We start from the raw sequence: 20,401 nt of genomic DNA on the forward strand, positions 1-20,401 counted from the left end.
TGTTCCGTGCCGCGGTGTTCCGGGCCGCGGTGTTCCGCGGCGCTCTGCTGCGGCGGGTCATTCCACGGCCGTGGCGGTCGGTGCGGGCGACTCCTCCGCCGCCGGGGACACCGCCCCGGCCGCGGAGCGCGACCCGAGCGCGCCGAGCGCCAGGACACCGAGGGCGGCGACCAGGACGGCACTGACCACGGCGGCGGCGTTCAGGCCCGAGGTGAACGCCTCGCGCGCGTGCTCGAGCAGGCGCGCGCCCGCGTCCCCGGACAGCCGCCCGGCTTCCTGCGCGGCGGCCTCGACGCTCTGCCGGACGTCGGGGAGCGCGCCGGCCGGGGCCCCGGACGGGCTGAAGCCGTCCATCCGGGCACCGTAGACGGCGGCTCCTATGCTCCCCAGCGCGGCCACCCCCAGCGAGATGCCGAAGTCGCCGCTGGTCTGCGAGAGCGCCGCCGCCGCCCCGGCGTTCGCGGGGGGCACGGAACCCACCACGAGGTCCTGGCCGAGCGCGCCCACGAACCCGATCCCGAGGAAGACCAGGATGATGCCGCCCACCAGCTGGGACAGCCCGTCCGAGGTGTCCAGGACGGCGAGCAGCGCGAAGCCGACCGCGGCGAGGCCCATGCCGGCAGCGATCACCACCCGGGGGGTGAACCGGCGTGCGGCGAGCGGCGCCAGCATGCTCCCGACCACCATCGCCAGCGAGGACGGGACGAGCCACAGGCCCGCGTGCAGCGGGGTGAACCCCTCGACCGACTGCAGGTACCGGCTGATCAGGAACATCACCCCGCCCTGGGTGGCCACCCCGAGCATCAGGATCACCAGCGCCGCGGTGAACGCGAGCCGCTTGAAGAGCCGGACGTCGAGGAGCGGGTCGTCGAGCCGGCGCTGCCGCGCCACGAACACGGCCCCGAAGGCCAGGCCGGCGACGGCCGCGGCCGCGCCCAGCGGCTGGACCCCGTCCCGGGCCATGTCCTTGATGCCGTAGACCAGGGGAAGCATCGCCAGCAGGGACAGGGCGACGCTCAGCGGGTCCGCGCCGCGGACCTGCGGGGAGCGGTACTCGGGCAGGAACACCGGGCCGACGGCCAGCAGCAGCACCATCACCGGGATGGCCAGCAGGAACACCGAGCCCCACCAGAAGTGGCTGAGCAGCGCGCCGCCGATGACCGGCCCGGCGGCCGCGCCGCCCATGAAGCAGCTCATCCACACGGCGAAGGCCATGCCGCGCTGCCGCGGGTCCTGGAACATGTTGCTGATCAGCGCGAGCGTGGAGGGCATCAGGGTGGCCCCGGCGACGCCCATCGCGGCGCGCGCCGCGATCAGCATGCCCGGGCTGGTCGACCAGGCGGCCACCGCCGAGGCGATCCCGAAGGCCACCGCGCCGTACAGCAGCAGCTTGCGGCGGCCGACGCGGTCACCCAGCGTGCCCATGGTGACCAGGAAGCCGGCCGTCAGGAAGCCGTACACGTCGGTGATCCACAGCTGCTCGGTGGCGCCGGCCCCGAGGTCGTCGGTCAGGCTGGGCAGCGCCAGGTAGGTCACGCTGAGATCCAGCGCGAGCAGGAGTGTGGGCAGGGCGAGAACCGCCAGGCCCGTCCACTCGCGGCGCCCCGCTCGCGGCGGGGAGGCCGCGGTCGTCGGCGAGGTCATGGGTACGTCCTCCAGAGTCGGGTTGTACGGGACGGGACCGCCCCCGGAGGGCGTCCGTCACCCCGGGGTCGGAGCCGCGGCCTGCGATCCGACATCCGCTTCGCTATCGTCGTCCACGAAGTTCCGGAACAGGCCGCGGAGGACGTGCGTGAAGTACATGCTGCTGATCTACAGCGACCCGGTGGTGTGGGAAGCGCTCACGGAGGCGGAGCGGGCCTCGCTCGGCCCCGAGCACGCGGCGCTGATCGGCGAACTGGAGGCGTCCGGGGAGTGGGTCGGCGGCTCGGTGCTGGCTCCCCCGGAGCGGAGCCGGGCGGTGCGGGTCCGCAACGGCGCGGTGCAGGTCGTGGACGGTCCGTTCGCCGAGGTCAAGGAGCACCTGGCGGGCTACGACATCGTCGACTGCGACGGCATGGAGCGGGCGGCGGAGATCGCCGCCCGCATTCCCGACGCCCGGCTGGCCCGGGTGGAGATCAGGCCCATGGTGGGGCCGGAGGCGTGACCGGAGGGGCCCGGCGGCCCTTCCCTCAGGCGGACACCGGGAGCCGTCGCCGCGGCTTCCGGTCCAGCCAGAGCTGTACGAGGACGAGGTTGACCATCCAGCCGAGCCAGCGCGCGACCTCGAACAGGTAGTCGAGCGGGACGGGCGCACCCGTGTGGACCATGACGTCGACCATGGCGCGGCCCCACAGCACGCCGGCGGCGAGCGCGAAGCTCCGCAGCATCCACCGGCGGTGCTCGGCCCAGCGGTGCCGGCGGGCCGCCACCGTCCCGGCCACCGTGGTCGCGATCCACAGCAGCGCCTGGAGCGCGATCCCGATGTCGCCGCGCCACTCGGGCATCAGCGGCATGATCACCAGCGCGGTGACGGCACAGGGCAGGGCGCCGGCGTACACGTAGAGCCGACCGCTGAGCCGGTGCACCCGCGGGCGGGTCCGCCGCAGCCCGGGCCACAGCTGGAGCACGACGGTGACCAGCGCGATCGACCCGAAGGCGATGTGCGCCACCAGGACCGCGTAGTGCCACGGGACCTGGGGGTCCAGGTTGATGCGCGCCTTCGCCGGATCGAAGCGCAGGTAGGGCGGGAGCTCGTCGACGAGGAAGAGCCCGACGAGCAGGGCGAGCAGCGCGGCCCACCGGCGGGCGGAGGCCCGCCCCGCGCCCCGCCCGCCGTCCGCGCCCGCTCCGCCGGACTCGTCCCGCCCGCCGGAGTCGCGGCGCCGGCCGGACTCGGGGAGCGCGGCGGTGGCGGTGCTGTCGGTCTGCTGAGCCATGGGTGTCCTTCCCCGCCCGGGTGACGAATGGCCGCCAGCTTCACAAACCGAGCGGCCGGACGGCACCTCCCGGCTTGCTGTCCCTCCTGCGCAATCCACGAGAAGACAGGGGCCCCTGCGACGGACGACGATGCGTCTGGAGCCGATCGGGGCGACGGGCGAGGAGGGACGGCTGTGCTGGACGGTGTCGGGGACCGGTCGGGTCCGCAGCGTCCGGGGTCCGATCGGATCGATCTCATGGTTCGTCAACTCACCTGTACGCTGACGGAGTTCGTCGAACGAACCCCCGGGCCTCGACGTGCCGCCGCGTGGCCGTCCCGGTCACCGCGCCGGTCCGCGCCCACGTGCGGAGGCTTCGCCGAGAGCCGCCGGGGAGACAACTCCGCCCACTGTTTCCGGAGGTAGTACGTGAGTGATGTGACGGATCCCGGAGGTCTCGCCCCGGCCCGGGCCGACGGGACGGTCGTCCGCCCCGAGGACAGCCGGTACAGCAGCCTGACCATCGGCCACAACCAACGGTTCGTCGGCCGCCCCGACTCGGTGCGCGTGGTGCACGGCACCAAGCAGGTCGTCGCCGTCGTCGAGGAGGCGGTGCGGGCCGGGAAGCGGATCGGGGTGCGCAGCGGCGGCCACTGCTTCGAGGGCTTCACCTTCGCTCCGGAGGTCGAGACGCTGATCGACCTGTCGCTGCTGGACGAGGTCCGCCACGACCCGGAGCGCCGGGCCTTCGCGATAGGTCCGGGCGCCACGCTCGGGCACGTCTACCGCACCCTCTTCAAGGAGTGGGGCGTCACCCTGCCGGCCGGGGCCTGCATGGACGTGGCGATCGGCGGGCACCTGACGGGCGGCGGCTACGGCCACCTCTCCCGCCGGGACGGCCTGGTGGCGGACCACCTGTACGCGGTGGAGGTGGTGGTCGTCGACGAGAAGGGCAGGGCCCGCACCGTCGTCGCCACCCGTGAGGAGGGCGACCCGAACCGGGACCTGTGGTGGGCGCACGCCGGCGGCGGGGGCGGCAGCTTCGGCGTGGTCACCCGGTTCTGGCTGCGCAGCCGGGGCGTGCGCTCCGACCGGCCGGCGGACCTGCTGCCGAAGGCCCCCGGCAACGCGCGCCGGCGGACGGTGATGTACTCCTGGGACGGCATGGACGAGGCGTCGTTCGGCACGCTGATCCGCAACTACGGCACCTGGTACGAGCGGAACAGCGATCCCGGCACGCCGGCCTGCGACATCTGGGGGGTCCTCCAGCTCTTCCACCGCTCGGGGGGCATGCTCGGCCTGATCTCCGTCATCGACGACGCGCTCCCGGGCGCGTCGGAGCGACTGAACACCCATGTCGACTTCCTCACCGCCGGGGTCGGCGCCACGCCCGTGATCGACACCGACCAGGTCATCCCCTGGATGTCCCCGCAGAACTGGCCCTACGAGCCGTCCGGGAACTACAAGCACAAGGCCGGGGACCTCCGCAAGGGGTACACGGACGAGCAGATAGCGGTCATCTGGAGGTACCTGAGCAGCACCGACTACCACAACCCGGCCGCGAACCTCGGCCTCTCCGGGTTCGGCGGCCAGGTCAACGCGCTGCCCGCCGACGCCACCGCCACGGCCCAGCGGGACGCGATCGTGAAGGCCGTCTACTCCACCGGGAACTGGGAGGGGGGCTCGGGCGCCGAGCACCTCGACTGGGTCCGCTCCTTCTACCGCGACGTCTACGCCGCCACCGGCGGCGTCCCGCTCCCGGACGAGCGGAACTCCGGGAGCTACATCAACTACCCCGACGTCGACCTGCTGGACCCGAAGCTGAACGACTTCGGGGTCTCCTGGACGACGCTGTACTACCGGGACAACTACGCCCGGCTGCAGGCGGTCAAGAAGCGGTACGACCCCGGGAACGTCTTCCGCCACGCGATGTCGGTGGAACTCCCGTCCTAGCGCGTTCCGGCCGGGCGGTTCGCGCCGCCCGGCCGGGGCCGGCCCCCCGGGGTGACCTCCGCGCCGATTCCCGTGACAGCCGATTCCCCTGAAAGGACGTGGAGTTGAGCACCATCGGTACGGTTCGTGGAGGCATCGGAACCCGGCTTCCGGCCCTCACCCGGCGCCCCGCCGCGGCACCGGGCCGGGACGGTCCGGGCGCCTCGGCCGACGAGATAGCGCACTGGCTGTCCGCCCGGGTGCGGGCCGACCGCTTCCGGGTCGAGCGCATCCCGTTCGACCGGCTCCGCGGGTGGTCCTTCGCCCCGGACACCGGCGACCTGGTGCACGACAGCGGGCGCTTCTTCTCGATCCAGGGCGTCGAGGTGGAGACGGCCGACGGCCCGGTGCCGACCTGGCGCCAGCCCATCATCGACCAGCCCGAGGTCGGCATCCTGGGGATCATCGCCAAGGACTTCGGCGGGGTGCGCCACTACCTGATGCAGGCGAAGATGGAGCCGGGCAACCCCAACATCGTCCAGCTCTCCCCCACCGTGCAGGCGACCCACAGCAACTACACCGGCGTGCACAAGGGCGCGCCGGTCGCCTACCTGGAGTACTTCCTCGATCCGTCCCGGGGGCGTCCCGTCGCGGACGTGCTGCAGTCCGAGCACGGCGACTGGTTCAACCGGAAGTTCAACCGGAACACGATCGTGCTGGTCGACGAGGAGGTGCCGGTCGCCGAGAACTTCCGCTGGCTGACCCTCGACCGGATCGCCGCGCTGCTGCACCGCGACAACCTCGTCAACATGGACGCCCGCACGGTGCTCTCCTGCCTCCCCCTCCCCGTCTCGGGAGCGAGCGGGCTGATCTCCGTGGAGCACATCGAGGGCTGGCTGGCCGCGGAGCGGGCCCGCCGCTCGCTGCGGGTGCGGCGCGTCCCGCTGCGCGAAACCGGGGGCTGGATACGGACCGCGCACGCGATCCGCCGGGTCCCGGACCGCCACTTCCGCGTGGTCGCGGTGGCCGTCGAGGCGGGCAGCCGCGAGGTGGCCCAGTGGACGCAGCCGCTGGTCGAACCCGTACGGCTGGGGCTGAGCGCCTTCGTGCTGCGGTACTTCTCGGGCGTGCCGCACCTGCTGGCCCGGGCCGGCGTGGAGGTCGGCTTCCAGGAGATCGCGGAACTCGCGCCGACGGTGCAGTGCACCCCGGAGCACCACCGCGGCCGCCCCCGCGGGCCCCGCCACCACTTCCTGGACGTCGTCGAGACCGCCGCGCCCTCCCGCGTCCGCTACTCGGCCCTCCACTCCGAGGAGGGCGGCCGCTTCCTGAACGCGGTGAGCCGCTACGCCATCGTGGAGGCGGACGGAGCGCAGGCGCCGTCCCAACCACCGCCCGGGTACTGCTGGGTGACACCTGGTCAGCTCTCCGCGCTGGTGACCCGCGGCGGGCGGGTGAACGTCCAGGCCCGCACCCTGCTCTCGGCGCTGACCACGCGCGCCGTCCGGCTCTGATCCCCCCGGCTCCGATCCCCCCGCAACGCCGTCCACGGGGTGCGGGACCGCCACCGCGCGACCGGTGGACCCGCCCCCGCCATGCCCCGAATTCCGCTGCCCCGTCCTTCACCAGGGAGAGCACGTCATGACGGACACCACCGCAACGACCGCCGTCCCCGACCGCGCCGAGATCCTCCGCCGGGCGCGCGAGGTGGCGCCGGTCCTGAGGAACAACGCGCCCTGGGGCGACGAGAACCGGCGCCTGTCGAAGGAGACCGTCTCGGTCCTGGCGGACGCCGGCCTGCTCCGCACCCGGATCCCCAGGCGCCTCGGCGGTTTCGAGGTCGACATGCGCACCCAGGCCGAGCTCCTGGTGGAGCTGGCCCGCGCCGACGGCGCGGCGTCCTGGACGGCCGGCGTCTGGTCGATCAGCGCCTGGGTCGCCGCACTGTTCCCGGACGAGGTGCAGGACCGGGTCCTCGCCTCCCCGGACGCCCTGGTCAGCGGCATCATCAGCCCGACGGCCACCGCCGTCCCGGTCGACGGCGGCATCCTCGTCAACGGCTCCTGGAAGTTCAACAGCGGTGTCCAGCACAGCACCTGGGACACCAACGCGGCGGTCCTGCTCACCCCCGACGCGGCCCCCCGGCCCATCATGACGCTGATCCCGGTCTCCGACCTGGAGGTGGTCGACGACTGGCACACCGTGGGGCTGCGCGGGTCCGGCAGCGTCACCACGGTCGCGCGGGACGTCTTCGTCCCCGCGGAGCGCTACATCCCGATGGAGCCGGTCATGATCGGCGGCGGCGGGGCGGGCAGCAACGCCGGCTCGGAGATCTACCGGGCCCCGATCATGCCGACGGCCTGCGCGACGGTGAGCGCGACCGCCCTCGGCCTCGCGATCGCCGCGAAGGACGCCTTCTTCGAGCGCCTCCCCGACCGGCGGATCACCTACACCGACTACACCGACCAGCGCGAGGCGCCGCTGACCCACCTCCAGGTCGCGGAGGCCGCGGTGAAGATCGACGAGGCGGAGTTCCACTGCTACCGCCTCGCGGACCTCGTCGACGCGAAGAACGCCGCCGCCGAGCCCTGGACGCTGGAGGAGCGCGCCCTGGCCCGCCTGGAGACCGGCGCGGTCTGCGCGCGCGTCAAGGAGGCGGTGGACATCCTGGCCACCGCGAGCGGGGCGTCCTCGGTCTACCTGGACGTGCCGATCCAGCGGATCGAGCGGGACGTCCGGACCCTCCACCTGCACGCCGTCATGCACCCGAACACCAACCTGGAACTCTACGGCCGGCTGCTGTGCGGCCAGGCGCCGAACACCCAGTACCTCTGAACCGCCGGTGCGAGCGCGATGCCCGGCCGGAACGAAACGGGAGGCGAACTGTGCTGACGGAGGCCGCGAACGAGGCCGCGCGCCCGGACCTGTCCGCGCCGGTCAGCGAGGCGGGCCGCAAGCTGCTCGGCCTCGTCCGGGAGCAGGTGCCGGCGATCCGCGCCGACGCCGACGTACGGGACCGGACCGGCACCTTCCCGGTCGAGGTCTTCGAACGCTTCGCACGCGCCGGCGTGCTCGGCGGCACCGTCCCGGCGGAACTCGGCGGGCTCGGCGTGGACCGCCTCCACGACGTCGCCCTGGCGCTCCAGGAGGTGGCCCGGGCCGACGCCTCGACGGCGCTCGCCCTGCACGTCCAGTTCAGCCGGGGCCTGACGCTGGCGTACGAGTGGCGCAACGGCAAGCCGGAGGCGGCGGCGCTCGCCGAGCGGGTGCTGCGCGCCATGGCGACCGGCGAGGCGCGGGTGTGCGGCGCCGTCAAGGACCCCCCGGGCACCGTGACGCGGCTGGAGCCGGACGGCTCCGGCGGCTGGCTGCTCTCCGGCCGCAAGACGCTGGTGAGCATGGCCCCGGTGGCCACCCACTTCTTCGCCTACGCCCTGGTCGAGGCGGACGGCCGCACCTGCCTCGCGGCGCCCCTCGTCGCCCTCGGCACCCCCGGCCTGACCGTCCTGGACACCTGGGACGGCCTCGGGATGCGCGCCTCCGGCACCTGGGACATCGCCTTCGACCGGTGCCCCGTACCGGACGCCGACGTGCTGGTGCGGGGCCCGGTCGGGGAACGCGGCGACGCCGCGCTGGCCGGGCAGACCGTCAGCTCGATCACCATGCTCGGCATCTACCTGGGCGTCGCCCGGGCCGCGCGGGACGCCGCCGTGGAGTGGCAGCGGGAGCGCCCCGGCGCGCCCGCCGCCGTCCGCACGCTCGTCGCCGAGGTCGAGGCCCGCCTGTACGCGGCGCGCGCCACCACCGCCGCGGCCCTGGCCGAGGCCGACGCGCTGACCGCCGGCGTGCCCGATCCGGCCGTGCGCGGCCCCCGGATGATGACGGCGTTCCAGTGCGCGAAGCTGACGCTCAACCGGCTCGCGCCCGACATCGTCAACGACTGCCTCACCATCGTCGGCGGCGCCTCGTACGCCGGGAGTTCGAGCCTGGCCCGGCTCTACCGGGACGTCCGGGCCGGGTGGTTCATGCAGCCCTACACCTACCCCGACGCCGTCGACCACCTCAGTGCGCGGGCGCTGCGCATCGACCGGGACGACGACTACATGAGCACCCGCGCCGCCCGCCCCGCCGGGCGGCGCTGACCCACCGAGGAGGGCGCAGATGACAACGCGGGTATGGGACTACCTTCCGGAGTACCGGAACGAACGCGAGGACCTGCTCGACGCCGTCGAGACGGTGTTCGGCTCCGGGCAGCTGGTGCTCGGCGCGAGCGTGCGCGGCTTCGAGGCGGAGTTCGCCGCCTGGCACGGGCTGGACCACTGCGTCGGGGTCGACAACGGCACCAACGCCATCGTCCTCGGGCTGGAGGCGCTCGGCGTCGGGCCGGGCGACGAGGTCGTCACGGTGTCCAACACGGCCGCCCCGACCGTGGTCGCGATCGACGCCGTGGGGGCGGTGCCCGTCTTCGTCGACGTGCGCGAGGACGACTACCTGATGGACACCGACCTGCTAGCGGCGGCCGTCACCGACCGCACCAGGGCGATCGTCCCCGTCCACCTCTACGGCCAGTGCGTCGACATGGACGCGGTGCTCCGGGTGGCGCGCGAACACGGCCTGGCGGTCCTGGAGGACTGCGCCCAGGCGCACGGGGCACGCCACCGCGGCCGGACGGCCGGCACCATGGGCGACGCCGGCGCCTTCTCGTTCTACCCGACCAAGGTACTGGGCGCGTACGGCGACGGCGGGGCCGTGGTCACCCGCGACCCGGACACCGACCGCGCGCTGCGGCGGCTGCGCTACTACGGGATGGAGGAGACCTACTACGTCGTCGACACCCCCGGCCACAACAGCCGGCTGGACGAGGTGCAGGCCGAGATCCTCCGGCGCAAACTGACCCGCCTGGACGCGTACATCGAGGGCCGCCGGAGCGTGGCGCGCCGGTACGAGGAGGCCCTCTCCGACCTCGCCGCCCCCGACGGCCTGGTGCTGCCCCGGACCACGCCCGGCAACGAGCACGTCCACTACCTCTACGTGGTGCGCCACCCGCGGCGCGACCTCGTCCTGAAGGAACTGCTCCGGCACGACATCGCCCTGAACATCAGCTACCCGTGGCCCGTCCACACCATGAAGGGGTTCCGCCACCTCGGCGTGGGCGAGGGCGCGCTGCCCGTGACCGAGCGGCTCGCCGGCGAGATCTTCTCGCTGCCGATGTACCCCTCGCTGCCCCCGGACCTCCAGGACCGGGTGATCGAGGCCCTGCGCGAGGTCCTGGCCGGGCTCTGACCTCCCGCTCCCCCGCGCCCGCAGCCGCAGCCGTGCCGACGACGATGACGATGGAGGCCCGACGATGACCGACCGGATCGACACCGCGCCGCCCGCCCCGCCCGCCCCACCGCACCCGTGCCGGATCTGCGGCGCGGCGACCGAGGAGTTCCTCGACCTCGGCCGCCAACCGCTCTCCGACGCCTTCCCGGCGCGGACGCCCGTCGCCGACGAGTTCTTCTACCGGCTCCGGGTCGCCCGCTGCACCGCCTGCACCATGGTGCAGCTGGTCGACGAGGTGCCCAGGGAGCGGATGTTCCACGAGGACTACCCGTACTACTCGTCCGGGTCGGCCGTGATGCGCGAGCACTTCGCCCGCACCGCCGGCGAGTTCCTGGCCTCGGAACTGGCCCGCGACAGCGCGTTCGCCGTCGAGATCGGCTGCAACGACGGGGTGATGCTCCGGACCGTCGGCGAGGCCGGCGTCCGCCACCTCGGCTTCGAACCCTCCCGCAAGGTCGCCGAGGTCGCGCGCGCAGCCGGCGTGCGGGTACGCGGCGACTTCTTCGAGGAGGCGACCGCGGCCGACGTCCGGCGCGCGGAGGGGCCCGCCGACGTGATCTACGCGGCCAACACCATCTGTCACATCCCCTACCTGGAGTCCGTCTTCCGCGGCGTCGACGCACTGCTCGCCCCCGACGGCGTGTTCGTCTTCGAGGACCCGTACTTCGGCGACGTCGTCGAGAAGACCTCCTTCGACCAGATCTACGACGAGCACTTCTACCTCTTCACCGCGCGCTCCGTCCACGCGATGGCCGAACGCTTCGGCTTCGAGCTCGTCGACGTCCGCCGACTGCCGGTGCACGGCGGGGAGATCAGGTACACCCTCGCCCGGCCCGGCACCCGGCGCCCCTCGCCGGCCGTGGGCGAGCTGCTCGCCCACGAGGAGGAACGGCGGCTCGCGGCCCCGGACACCCTGCGCGGCTTCGCCGACGCCGTGTCGGCGGTCCGGGACGACCTGCTCGCGCTGCTCACCCGGCTCCGCGACGAGGGCCGCACGGTGGTGGCCTACGGCGCGACGGCCAAGAGCGCGACGGTCGCCAACTACTGCGGCATCGGCCCCGACCTGGTCTCCTTCGTCTGCGACACCACCCCGGCCAAGCAGGGCCGCCTGACCCCCGGAACGCACATCCCGGTGCGCCCCGCCGAGGCGTTCGCCGACCCGTACCCGGACTGTGCGCTGCTCTTCGCCTGGAACCACGCGGACGAGATCATGGCCAAGGAGACCGGCTTCCGCGAGGCCGGCGGCCGGTGGATCCGCTACGTCCCCGAGGTACGCGTCGACTGACCGCGGCCCACCCGGCCGGGGAACGCCCTTCCCCGGCCGGCCCGCGAGGAGAGGAGTGCCATGGACGTACGGGAGTTGGCGGTCGAAGGCGCGCTGGAGTTCACCCCGCGCGTCTTCCCCGACGACCGGGGGGAGTTCCTGTCCGGCTACCAGGAGGCGGACTTCCGCGCGGCCACCGGGAGAACGCTGTTCGCCGTCCGACAGGCCAGCCACAGCCGGTCGCGGAGCGGGGTGCTCCGCGGGGTGCACTACACGGCCACCCCGCCCGGCTGCGAGAAGTACGTGACGTGCCCGCGCGGGCGGGCCCTGGACGTCGTCGTCGACCTGCGGGTCGGGTCCCCGACCTTCGGGCGGTGGGACTCCGTCGAGCTCGGCCCGGACCGGTACCGCGCCGTGTACCTGCCCGTGGGCGTGGGGCACCTGTTCCTCGCGCTGGAGGACGACACCGTCGTGTCCTACCTGCTGTCACAGGAGTACGTCCCGCGCAACGAGCTGGCGCTGTCGCCGTTCGACCCCGCGCTGGCCCTGCCCGTCCCCGAGGCGTCCCGGACGCTCCTCTCGGCGCGCGACCGGGACGCGCCGTCGCTCGCCGAGGCCCGCTCCGCCGGGCTGCTGCCCGACTACCGGGAGTGCCGGCGGGCCGGGTCCGGAGGGCGGTGATCGGCTAGCCTGGACCGCAACGCTGGGGAGGTCCGGGTGGCGGTCGTCGTCGAGGAACTGCTGCGCCGGTCGGCGCCGCGCGCGCTCGGCCTGCTCACCCGCCGCCACCCCACGCAGTTCGACCACTGCGAGGACGCCATGCAGGAGGCGCAGCTCGCCGCGGTCGTGCAGTGGCCGAGGGACGGGGTGCCGGACGACCCGGTCGCCTGGCTCCTCACCGTCGCCACCCGCCGCCTCCAGGACGTGATCCGCAGCGAGAGCGCCCGGCACCGGCGCGAGGCCGTGGTGGTGGCCCGGTCGGCCGCCGGCGAGCCGGCCGTCCCCCCGGCCGACGAGGCCGGCCCGGGCGACACCGACGACACCCTGCGCCTGCTGTTCCTCTGCTGCCACCCCGAGCTCTCGCCGCAGGCCCAGGCCGCGCTGACGCTCCGTGCGGTCGGCGGGCTGACCACCGCGGAGATCGCCCGTGCCTTCCTGGTGCCGGAGGCCACCATGAGCCAGCGGATCCGGCGGGCGAAGCAGCGGGTGAAGGAGGTCGGGGGCGGGTTCCGGATGCCCGTCGGCGAGGAGGGCGCCGCGCGGGTGCAGGTGGTCCTCCAGGTGCTGTACCTGATCTTCAACGAGGGGCACACCGCGTCCAGCGGGTCGAACGTGGTGCGCCCGGACCTGACGGCGTGGGCGCTGCGCCTGGTCCGCGACCTGCACCGCGCCCTGCCGCAGGAGGGCGAGGTGGCGGGGCTGCTCGCGCTGATGCTGCTGACCGAGGCCCGGCGGGACGCCCGCGCCGCACCGGACGGCGCGCTCGTCCCGCTCGCCGACCAGGACCGCACCCGGTGGGACCGGGACGCGATCGCGGAGGGGGTCGCCCTGGTGGCCCGGACCCTCGAACGCTTCGGGCCGGGCCCGTACCGGTTGCAGGCCGCGATCGCCGCCCTGCACGCGGAGGCGCCCGGCGTCGCGGAGACGGACTGGCCGCAGATCCTGATGCTGTACCGCATCCTGGAGCGCATCGCGCCGAGCCCGGTGGTCACGCTCAGCCGTTCGGTGGCGACGGCCATGGTCCACGGCCCGCTCGCCGGGCTGGAGGTGCTCGCCGAGGTCGCGGACGACCCCGCGCTGGCGCAGAACCACCGGGTCGACACCGTCCGGGCCCATCTGCTGGAACTCGCGGACCGCCCCGCCGAGGCCGGGGCCGCCTACGAGGCCGCGGCGCGGCGCACCGAGAGCGACCCCGAGCGGCGCTACCTGCTGGCGCAGGCGGAGCGGGTCCGTCAGCCGGGCGGGTCCCGGGGCGGCCCGGCCCGGCGGTGAGCCGGCGGTCCCGGGGCGGGGCGGGCGGCCCGGCGGGCCGGTGCGGGGGTCAGGCCGGGTAACGGTGCTTGGCGGTGAGCCCCTCCAGGACCGGGACGAGGTCGTGCGGGCTCGGCAGGGCGGCCGACTGCGCGGACACCCGCGCGGCGCCCTCCCGGAAGGCCGGGTCCTCCAGGACCCGCCGCAGCTCGGAGCGGAGCAGCTCGCCGGTCAGCCCGTCGGCGTCGGCGACGTACCGGCCGGCGCCCTGCTCCTCCAGCCCGGAGGCCATCGCCACCGGCCCCCACCACTTCTCGCTCCAGTACACGTTGGGCACGATCAGCTGCGGGACGGCGTGTTCGACGGCGGCCGCGAAGGCCCCCGCCCCGCCGCTGTGGATGACGGCCGCGCAGGTGGGCAGGAGGTCGTTGAGCGGGACGAAGTCGACCACCCGCACGTTGTCGGGAACGCGGAGCCCCGGCGGGAGTTGACCGGGGGCGAGGGTCGCGACCACCTCGACGTCGAGGTCCGCGATGGCGTCGAAGACCTCGCGCGGCGAGGCGGACACCCCGTGGCCGCGGCCCTCCCGGTGCGCCAGTCCGAGGGTGAAGCAGACCCGCCGCCGCTCCGGACGCCGGTACACCCAGGACGGCGTGGCGCTCGGGCCGTTGAACGGGACGTGCCGCATCGGGACGTACGGGATCCCGGCCGGGCGCCAGACCCAGGTGGGCATCGGGAAGACCGTCCACTGCCCGAGGACCGCCTCCTCGTCGAACTCCACGCCGAACCGGCCGAACACCGGCTCCAGCCACTCCCGCAGCGGATCGACGCCGTCCCAACCGGAGCCCTGCGCCCGCCACTGCGCGCGGCAGGCCGTGCGCAGCTGGCCGAGCCCGTCCGCGCCGAACAGCATGCGGGCGTGCGCCGCCCCGACCCGGCGGGCGGCGGGCGCGCCCGAGAGGACGAAGGTGTCGGAGACGACGAGGTCGGGGCGCCACAGCTCGGCGAACGCGACCAGGTCGTCGAAGGACGAGTCGGGGTTGAACAGCGTCCGCCAGCCGGCCGCGTTGGAGGCCAGCTCGGCGGTCGGGTCGCCGAGGGGGTAGTCGCTCTGGTGCGACTTCCGGCCCCCGGCCGGCGCCGCCGGGGCGCGCTCCGGCTCCGACCGCGCCATCAGGTCCCCGAGGTCGACCTCCTCGCCGATCGGCACGGGCGTGAGCCCGGTGCGGACGACGTCCTCGGTCAGGCGGGGCGAGCAGGCGACCCGGACCTCGTGGCCGGCCGTGCGCAGCGCCCAGGCGAGCGGCGTCTGCACGTAGAGGTGCGAGCGGAACGGTGCGGTGACGAACAGTACGCGCAACGGGCCCTCCGAGCTCGGACGAATCCCGGTGATTCTGGCACCGCGGCGGACGGCCGCACTTCTCGCGGAGTGCTGTGTTCGGGGCGGCGGGGGCGGCGGGCGGCCGGGCCGGCCGGGAACAGCACGATCGAGGAAGCCCCCGTCGGCCGGGCCTCCTAGCATCGGCAGCCATGGATGACAGGTACGCCCCCAGCGCACTGTGGGAATACAACAACTCCGTCAAGGTGACCGAGCAGGGCGTGGCCGAGCTCGGATCCTTCAAGTCCGAGCCGGTGAACTTCAAGCTCGCCCTCTGGGATCCGCAGGTCAACGGCGTTCGCTACCTCAAGGCGCTCATCTTCGAACTCGCCACGCGGCTCACGCCGGAGAACCGGTCCCGCCTGCGCCGGATCCGCGGCCGCGAACTCGGCTCGCCCATCACCGTGACCCACGACGGCGACCGGGTCTGCATGGACTACCTGCTCGCCGTCCACGAACTGGACTTCATCTCCCGCCACCTCCCGCTGGACGGCGCCCGCGTCCTGGAGATCGGCGCCGGCTACGGCCGGACCTGCCACGCGATCTTCGCCAACCACCGCGTCGAGGAGTACTGCATCGTCGACCTGGCCCGCGTGCTCTCGCTGTCGCGGGCGTACCTCGGCAGGGTGCTCGCCCCCGAGGACTTCGCGCGTGTCAGGTTCGTCCCGGTCGACGACACGGACGACCTGGACCGGGCCCTCGGCGGGAGCCGCTTCGAACTCTGCCTCAACATCGACTCGTTCGCGGAGATGCCGCCCGGGACGGTGCTCAACTACCTCGACCTGGTCGACCGCCGGTGCGCGGCGCTCTACGTGAACAACCCGGTCGGCAAGTACCTGGAGAAGGAGCTGGACAACCACGCCCAGGGCGAGGAGGTCGTCCGGATGGCCCTGGCGACCGGGCTGCTGCGGGACGTCCTCGACATCCACGACAGCCGCGCCGTCGAGGCACTGGCGCCGAAGTTCCTCTCGTCCTACCGCCCCGGGCCGCTCTGGGAGACCGTCGCCGACGGCGGGGCCGTCCCGTGGAGCTACTACTGGCAGGCCCTGTACCGGCGGTCCGACGCGGGAGTCGGCACGGCCCGGCCGCCGGCCGACACGGCGTGAGCGGCCCCGTCGCGGCGGCGCGCCGCCCCCGCGTCACCGTGCTGGGCGCCTCGGGCTTCGTCGGCTCCGTCGTCCTCGGGGCGCTCGCCCAACGGCCGCTCCGGCTGCGAGCGGTGGCCCGGGGGGCGGTCGCCGTGCCGCTCGCCGGGCGGGCCGAGGTCGAGGTGGTCGCCGCCGACGTGACGGACCCCGAGGCCCTCCGGGCCGCCGTCGCCGGATCCGACGCGGTCGTCCACCTGGTCTCGCACCGCGCGGGGTGGCGCGGCACCGGCCAGCCCGAGGAGGCGCTGGGGCGGACCAACGCCGGCGTGATGAGCTCGCTCCTGCCGGCCCTCCGGCAGGAGCGCGCACGGCGCGGCGGCGCCCCCGTGGTCGTCCTGTTCGCCGGTTCGACCTCGCAGGCCGGGCCGGACGCGCCGATCCCGGTCGACGAGTCCGCGCCCGACGCCCCGGCCAGCCCGTACGACCGCCAGAAGACTGCGGCGGAACGGGAGTTGCTGGCCGCCACGGCCGAGGGCGCGGTACGCGGCGCCTGTCTGCGGCTGCCGACGGTCTACGGCCGCGGCGCACCGGCGGGGCGGGGCGACCGGGGGGTGCTGGCGACGATGGTGCGCCGCGCGCTGGCCGGGGAGCCGCTGACGATGTGGCACGACGGCTCCGTACGGCGCGACCTGCTCCACGTCGACGACACCGGGCGGGCCTTCCTGGCCGCCCTGGACCGGCCCGACGCGGTCGCCGGCCGGCACTGGGTGCTCGGCACCGGGCACGGCGAGCCGCTCGGGCGGGTCTTCCGGGCGATCGCCGACGGCGTCGCGGTGCGGACCGGCCGTCCCGCCGTGCCGGTGGTCTCCGTCCCCCCGCCGGAGCACGCGCTGCCGACCGACCTGCGGAGCACCGTCGCGGACTCCTCGCGGTTCCGCGCCGCGACCGGATGGCGCCCGCTGATCCCGCTGGACGCCGGACTCGCCGACCTGATCGCCAACCTCGCGGACCTCGCGGACCTGTGACCACCCGGGCCGGCATCCGCACGCCCCGCCGCCCCGGCGCCGCCCACCGCGCCGCTCGCGGGCGGGTCTTTTGCCCGGAACCCCTTGACAGGTATAGACCACTCCGCTTGAGTCTGGGGCAGCCCCGCACCGGCCCGCACCCCGGTCGGCCCGTCCCCCACGACGTGCCCCCACCCCGCGGGGCCCGGCTCCCCTGCCCCGACGTCCCTACCTCCACGACCGTGCGGCCCCACACCGCACAAGGGGTGATCAAGTGTCCACGAAACGCCTGCTCGCACTGCTCTCCGCCGTCGCCACGGCGCTGACGGTGCTCCTGCTGCTGCCCGCGACCAACGCCAGCGCCGCCGTCTGCGCCACGCCCTGGAGCTCCTCGGCCGTCTACACCGGCGGCGCCGCCGTCTCCTACAACGGCCACAACTGGCTCGCCAAGTGGTGGACCCAGAACGAGCCGCCCAGCACCGGCGGCTCCGGCGTCTGGTCCGACCAGGGCGGCTGCGGCACCGGCCCGAGCCCGACCGCCACGCCGACGTCCACCGGCACCCCGAACCCGGGCGGGTTCCCGGTCAGCCAGGCCCAGTTCAACCAGATGTTCCCGAACCGGAACGCCTTCTACACCTACCAGGGCCTGATCGACGCCCTCGCCGCCTACCCCGCCTTCGCCGCCACCGGCAGCGACACCGTCCGCAGGCAGGAGGCCGCGGCCTTCCTGGCCAACGTCAACCACGAGACCGGCGCCCTGGTCTACGTGGTCGAGCAGAACACCGCCAACTACCCCCACTACTGCGACACCTCGCAGCCGTACGGCTGCCCGGCCGGGCAGGCCGCGTACTACGGGCGCGGCCCGATCCAGCTGAGCTGGAACTTCAACTACAAGGCGGCCGGCGACGCCCTCGGCATCGACCTGCTGCGCAACCCCAACCTGGTGCAGACCGACCCGGCCGTCGCCTGGAAGACCGCGCTCTGGTACTGGAACACCCAGAACGGGCCGGGCACCATGACCCCGCACAACGCGATCGTCAACGGCTACGGCTTCGGCGAGACGATCCGCAGCATCAACGGCTCGCTGGAGTGCAACGGCGGCAACCCCGCGCAGGTGCAGAGCCGGATCGACGCCTACCAGCGCTTCACCCAGCTGCTCGGCACCGTGCCGGGCGACCACCTGGGCTGCTGAACCCGCACGGGCCCTCCGCGGTACGTCACCGCGGAGGGCCTCGGCGCCGCCGCCGCGCGCCCCGGTCCCGGTCCCGGTCCCGGTCCCGGTGGAACCCGCCCCGGGCCTCAGCCGGTGGCGCCCCCGTCCTCCTCCCGGACCGGGTCGGGCATGGTCCAGCGGTCGGCGCGGCGGGGGTGGAGGTAGCCGTAGTAGTAGGCGTAGCCGACGGCCGTCATCCCGACCGCGATGGCGATCGGGCGCCAGTCGGCCCGTACCGACTCGTAGCCGACGTAGAGCATGATCGCGACGACGCCCAGCGGGACGTACGGCCAGCCGCGCATCCGGTAGGGGGCCGTGGCGGTGGTCCCCCTGATCCGGCCGAACAGCGCCGACAGCGCGACCAGGACGTAGACCACGACCAGGGTCGAGCCGGTGGCCAGGATCAGCGTGTCGAGCGAGACGAGCCAGCCGACCAGCAGCGTGGCCACGCCCATGGTCAGGGTCGCCGCGAGGGGCGTGCGCAGCCGGGGGTGGACGGAGGCGAGCGGGGCGCCGACCCGGTCCGGCCAGGCCCGGTCGCGGGCCGAGGAGAAGAGCAGCCGTCCGCTCTGCAGCATGATCGCGATGACCGCGTTGACGACGGCGACGGCGATGCCCAGGCTGACCACCGTGTTGACGGTGGAACCGGCCCGCTCCAGCAGGAAGTAGCTCATCGGTGAGGCCGCCGACATCAGTCCGCTCATGCTCGGCGTGCCCAGCAGCACCCCGACCAGCGGCAGGCACTCGGCGGCGACGGTGATCCCCAGCGACCAGAGCACCACCCGGCCGATCGAGGACGCCCGCCTGGTCTCCTCCGCGAAGTACACGGCGGTGCCGTAGCCGTTGTAGGCGAAGATCGCGGTGGTCGTGAACGAGGCGACCAGCCCCCAGGACGCCCCGACCAGCACGTCGCCGCCGGCGCCGCCGAGCGCCTGCGGGGTCCACAGCACCGAGACCGGCTGGTCGACGTGGACGAAGCCGAGCACGGCCAGCACCGCGACCGCCGCCAGCTCCAGGAGCAGGAAGACCCCGGTGACCCAGGCGTTGGTGCGGATGTCGAGCACCGCGACCAGCGAGGCCAGCGCGATCACCGCCAGCCCGGTCCCCTTCCCGTCCAGCGCGCTCCAGAGCACGCCCAGGTAGCTGCCGGTGCCGAGGGCGATGACGGCGGTGACCAGCACCCCGCCGAGCAGGCTGAGCGCGAACAGCGCGAACCCGGTGGACCGGCCGAGGGTGCGCGCCGCGAAGGCGTACTCGCCCCCGGTGACCGGGAAGGCGCTGGACAGCTCCGCGTAGCAGAGCGCCATCAGCACGCCGACCGCCGCCGCGAGGGCGAAGGCCACGGCCGCCGCGCCGCCGAGGCCCCGGATCACCGCCGGCATCACGATGAACACGCTGGAGGCCGGGGTCACCGAGGAGAGGGTGATCAGCATGTTCTCGCGCAGGCTGAGCGAGCGGGAGAGGTCCTGGGCGTAGCCGGCCGACGGCGCCGAGCCCGAGGCGGCGGTGGCGGCGGGGTCCGTGGCGGCGGGGTCGGTGGCGCGGGGATCGGCCATCGTGCTCCTTCCGAGTCCATGAAACTTCGTCGGAGTTCTTTGGCACAGAAGTCAAAGTTCTGCGATAGTTCCACGTCAAGAGGTACGACGTAATCCGACATCAGTGACAAGGAATGCGATGGCCCGAGCAAAGAACCAGGCAGCCCGCCGCGAACAACTGGTCCTCGCGGCCACCGAGGCCGTCGGACGGCACGGCCTGGCGCAGCTGCGCGTCGCCGACATCGCGGACGCCGCCGGCGTCGCCCGGGGGTCGGTCAGCTACTACTTCAGCGACATCGGCGAACTGCTCCAGCAGGTCTACCAGCGTGCCGCCGACCGCTTCTTCACCAGCCGCAGCGCCGTCGCGGCCGGGCTGCCGGACGCCCGCGACAAGCTCGTGGCCTGCGCCCGGCTCGGCCTCCCGGACGGCCCGGACGACGAACTCGCCCTGGTGCTGTACGAGTTCAGCTCGGCCACGCACGACAACCCGGTCTACTCCGCACTCGCGCAGAGCCTGTTCGACCGTCAGGTCGCCCTCTACGCCAGCATCCTGGAGATCGGTCGGGCCCAGGGCCACTTCGAGCCCACCGGGCCGGCCCTCGACCTCGCCGCCAACCTGGTCGTCCTGGAGGACGGCTACGGCCTGCACATCGTCTCCCGCAACGCCTCGCTCACCCCCGAGCGCTCGCTGGAGCTGCTGCTCGGCTACGCCCGGACGGCGACCGGCTGCCCGGACCTGCGCCCCGACCGGGCGGTGGACGGTCCGGCCGCGCGCCCCCGCGACTGACCTCTCG

The 20,401-nt window shown here is 74.0% G+C and carries 17 protein-coding genes; 13 read left to right on the forward strand and 4 right to left on the reverse strand.

Annotated elements, in window-relative coordinates; all coding sequences use genetic code 11:
• Positions 1 to 57: 57 nt before the first annotated feature.
• Positions 58 to 1,644, reverse strand: a complete 1,587-nt coding sequence (locus tag ACWDD9_RS21800) for an MFS transporter (protein WP_449812401.1) — start codon at positions 1,642 to 1,644, stop codon at positions 58 to 60.
• A gap of 157 nt (positions 1,645 to 1,801) precedes the next feature.
• Here ACWDD9_RS21800 and ACWDD9_RS21805 point away from each other — a divergent pair, with 157 nt between their 5' ends.
• Positions 1,802 to 2,146 (forward strand): YciI family protein, encoded by a 345-nt coding sequence (locus ACWDD9_RS21805; RefSeq protein WP_234348258.1) that lies wholly within the window; start codon positions 1,802 to 1,804, stop codon positions 2,144 to 2,146.
• Positions 2,147 to 2,171: 25 nt separating this feature from the next.
• Here the strand turns inward: ACWDD9_RS21805 and ACWDD9_RS21810 are convergent, their stop codons facing one another.
• Entirely contained in the window at positions 2,172 to 2,918 is a 747-nt protein-coding gene (locus tag ACWDD9_RS21810) for a DUF2306 domain-containing protein (protein WP_449812402.1), read from the reverse strand.
• A 408-nt stretch (positions 2,919 to 3,326) separates the two neighbouring features.
• Here ACWDD9_RS21810 and ACWDD9_RS21815 point away from each other — a divergent pair, with 408 nt between their 5' ends.
• The 8 genes from ACWDD9_RS21815 to ACWDD9_RS21850 all read left to right on the forward strand — a co-directional run bounded on the left by ACWDD9_RS21815 (position 3,327) and on the right by ACWDD9_RS21850 (position 13,410).
• Positions 3,327 to 4,850 carry an FAD-binding protein gene (locus tag ACWDD9_RS21815; protein WP_449812403.1) on the forward strand — a complete coding sequence of 508 codons (1,524 nt, stop codon included), beginning with the start codon at positions 3,327 to 3,329 and terminating at the stop codon, positions 4,848 to 4,850.
• A 134-nt stretch (positions 4,851 to 4,984) separates the two neighbouring features.
• Entirely contained in the window at positions 4,985 to 6,343 is a 1,359-nt protein-coding gene (locus ACWDD9_RS21820) for an NDP-hexose 2,3-dehydratase family protein (RefSeq protein ID WP_449812486.1), read from the forward strand.
• Positions 6,344 to 6,470: 127 nt separating this feature from the next.
• Positions 6,471 to 7,664 (forward strand): acyl-CoA dehydrogenase family protein, encoded by a 1,194-nt coding sequence (locus ACWDD9_RS21825; protein WP_049650264.1) that lies wholly within the window; start codon positions 6,471 to 6,473, stop codon positions 7,662 to 7,664.
• A gap of 50 nt (positions 7,665 to 7,714) precedes the next feature.
• Positions 7,715 to 8,971: an acyl-CoA dehydrogenase family protein gene (locus ACWDD9_RS21830; protein ID WP_449812404.1), complete on the forward strand. Its 1,257-nt coding sequence runs from the start codon at positions 7,715 to 7,717 to the stop codon at positions 8,969 to 8,971.
• A 19-nt stretch (positions 8,972 to 8,990) separates the two neighbouring features.
• Positions 8,991 to 10,112, forward strand: coding sequence for a DegT/DnrJ/EryC1/StrS family aminotransferase (locus ACWDD9_RS21835; protein WP_449812405.1), 1,122 nt, complete (start codon positions 8,991 to 8,993; stop codon positions 10,110 to 10,112).
• A 64-nt stretch (positions 10,113 to 10,176) separates the two neighbouring features.
• Positions 10,177 to 11,439, forward strand: coding sequence for a methyltransferase domain-containing protein (locus ACWDD9_RS21840; protein ID WP_449812406.1), 1,263 nt, complete (start codon positions 10,177 to 10,179; stop codon positions 11,437 to 11,439).
• 60 nt (positions 11,440 to 11,499) lie between these two features.
• Positions 11,500 to 12,099, forward strand: coding sequence for a dTDP-4-dehydrorhamnose 3,5-epimerase family protein (locus tag ACWDD9_RS21845; protein ID WP_074002845.1), 600 nt, complete (start codon positions 11,500 to 11,502; stop codon positions 12,097 to 12,099).
• A gap of 36 nt (positions 12,100 to 12,135) precedes the next feature.
• The gene (locus tag ACWDD9_RS21850; protein ID WP_449812407.1) at positions 12,136 to 13,410 is read left to right on the forward strand and encodes an RNA polymerase sigma factor; all 1,275 of its coding nucleotides are present in this window, start codon (positions 12,136 to 12,138) and stop codon (positions 13,408 to 13,410) included.
• A 49-nt stretch (positions 13,411 to 13,459) separates the two neighbouring features.
• Here the strand turns inward: ACWDD9_RS21850 and ACWDD9_RS21855 are convergent, their stop codons facing one another.
• Positions 13,460 to 14,749 carry an activator-dependent family glycosyltransferase gene (locus ACWDD9_RS21855; protein ID WP_449812408.1) on the reverse strand — a complete coding sequence of 430 codons (1,290 nt, stop codon included), beginning with the start codon at positions 14,747 to 14,749 and terminating at the stop codon, positions 13,460 to 13,462.
• Positions 14,750 to 14,919: 170 nt separating this feature from the next.
• Here ACWDD9_RS21855 and ACWDD9_RS21860 point away from each other — a divergent pair, with 170 nt between their 5' ends.
• From ACWDD9_RS21860 to ACWDD9_RS21870, 3 genes are all read left to right on the forward strand, one after another.
• Entirely contained in the window at positions 14,920 to 15,873 is a 954-nt protein-coding gene (locus ACWDD9_RS21860; protein WP_449812409.1) for a putative sugar O-methyltransferase, read from the forward strand.
• Positions 15,870 to 16,880: an NAD-dependent epimerase/dehydratase family protein gene (locus ACWDD9_RS21865; protein ID WP_449812410.1), complete on the forward strand. Its 1,011-nt coding sequence runs from the start codon at positions 15,870 to 15,872 to the stop codon at positions 16,878 to 16,880. Before ACWDD9_RS21860 ends, ACWDD9_RS21865 begins: the two co-directional genes overlap by 4 nt.
• A 253-nt stretch (positions 16,881 to 17,133) precedes the next feature.
• Complete coding sequence (locus tag ACWDD9_RS21870; protein WP_380739352.1) at positions 17,134 to 18,051, forward strand: glycoside hydrolase family 19 protein; 918 nt, start codon at positions 17,134 to 17,136, stop codon at positions 18,049 to 18,051.
• 107 nt (positions 18,052 to 18,158) lie between these two features.
• Here ACWDD9_RS21870 and ACWDD9_RS21875 read toward each other — a convergent pair whose 3' ends face one another.
• Positions 18,159 to 19,628, reverse strand: a complete 1,470-nt coding sequence (locus ACWDD9_RS21875) for an APC family permease (RefSeq protein WP_449812411.1) — start codon at positions 19,626 to 19,628, stop codon at positions 18,159 to 18,161.
• A 118-nt stretch (positions 19,629 to 19,746) separates the two neighbouring features.
• Here ACWDD9_RS21875 and ACWDD9_RS21880 point away from each other — a divergent pair, with 118 nt between their 5' ends.
• On the forward strand, positions 19,747 to 20,394 hold the full coding sequence (locus ACWDD9_RS21880) for a TetR/AcrR family transcriptional regulator (RefSeq protein WP_375872978.1): 648 nt from the start codon (positions 19,747 to 19,749) through the stop codon (positions 20,392 to 20,394).
• Positions 20,395 to 20,401: the final 7 nt, after the last annotated feature.

The sequence above is a fragment of the Kitasatospora sp. NPDC001119 genome (assembly GCF_053598475.1).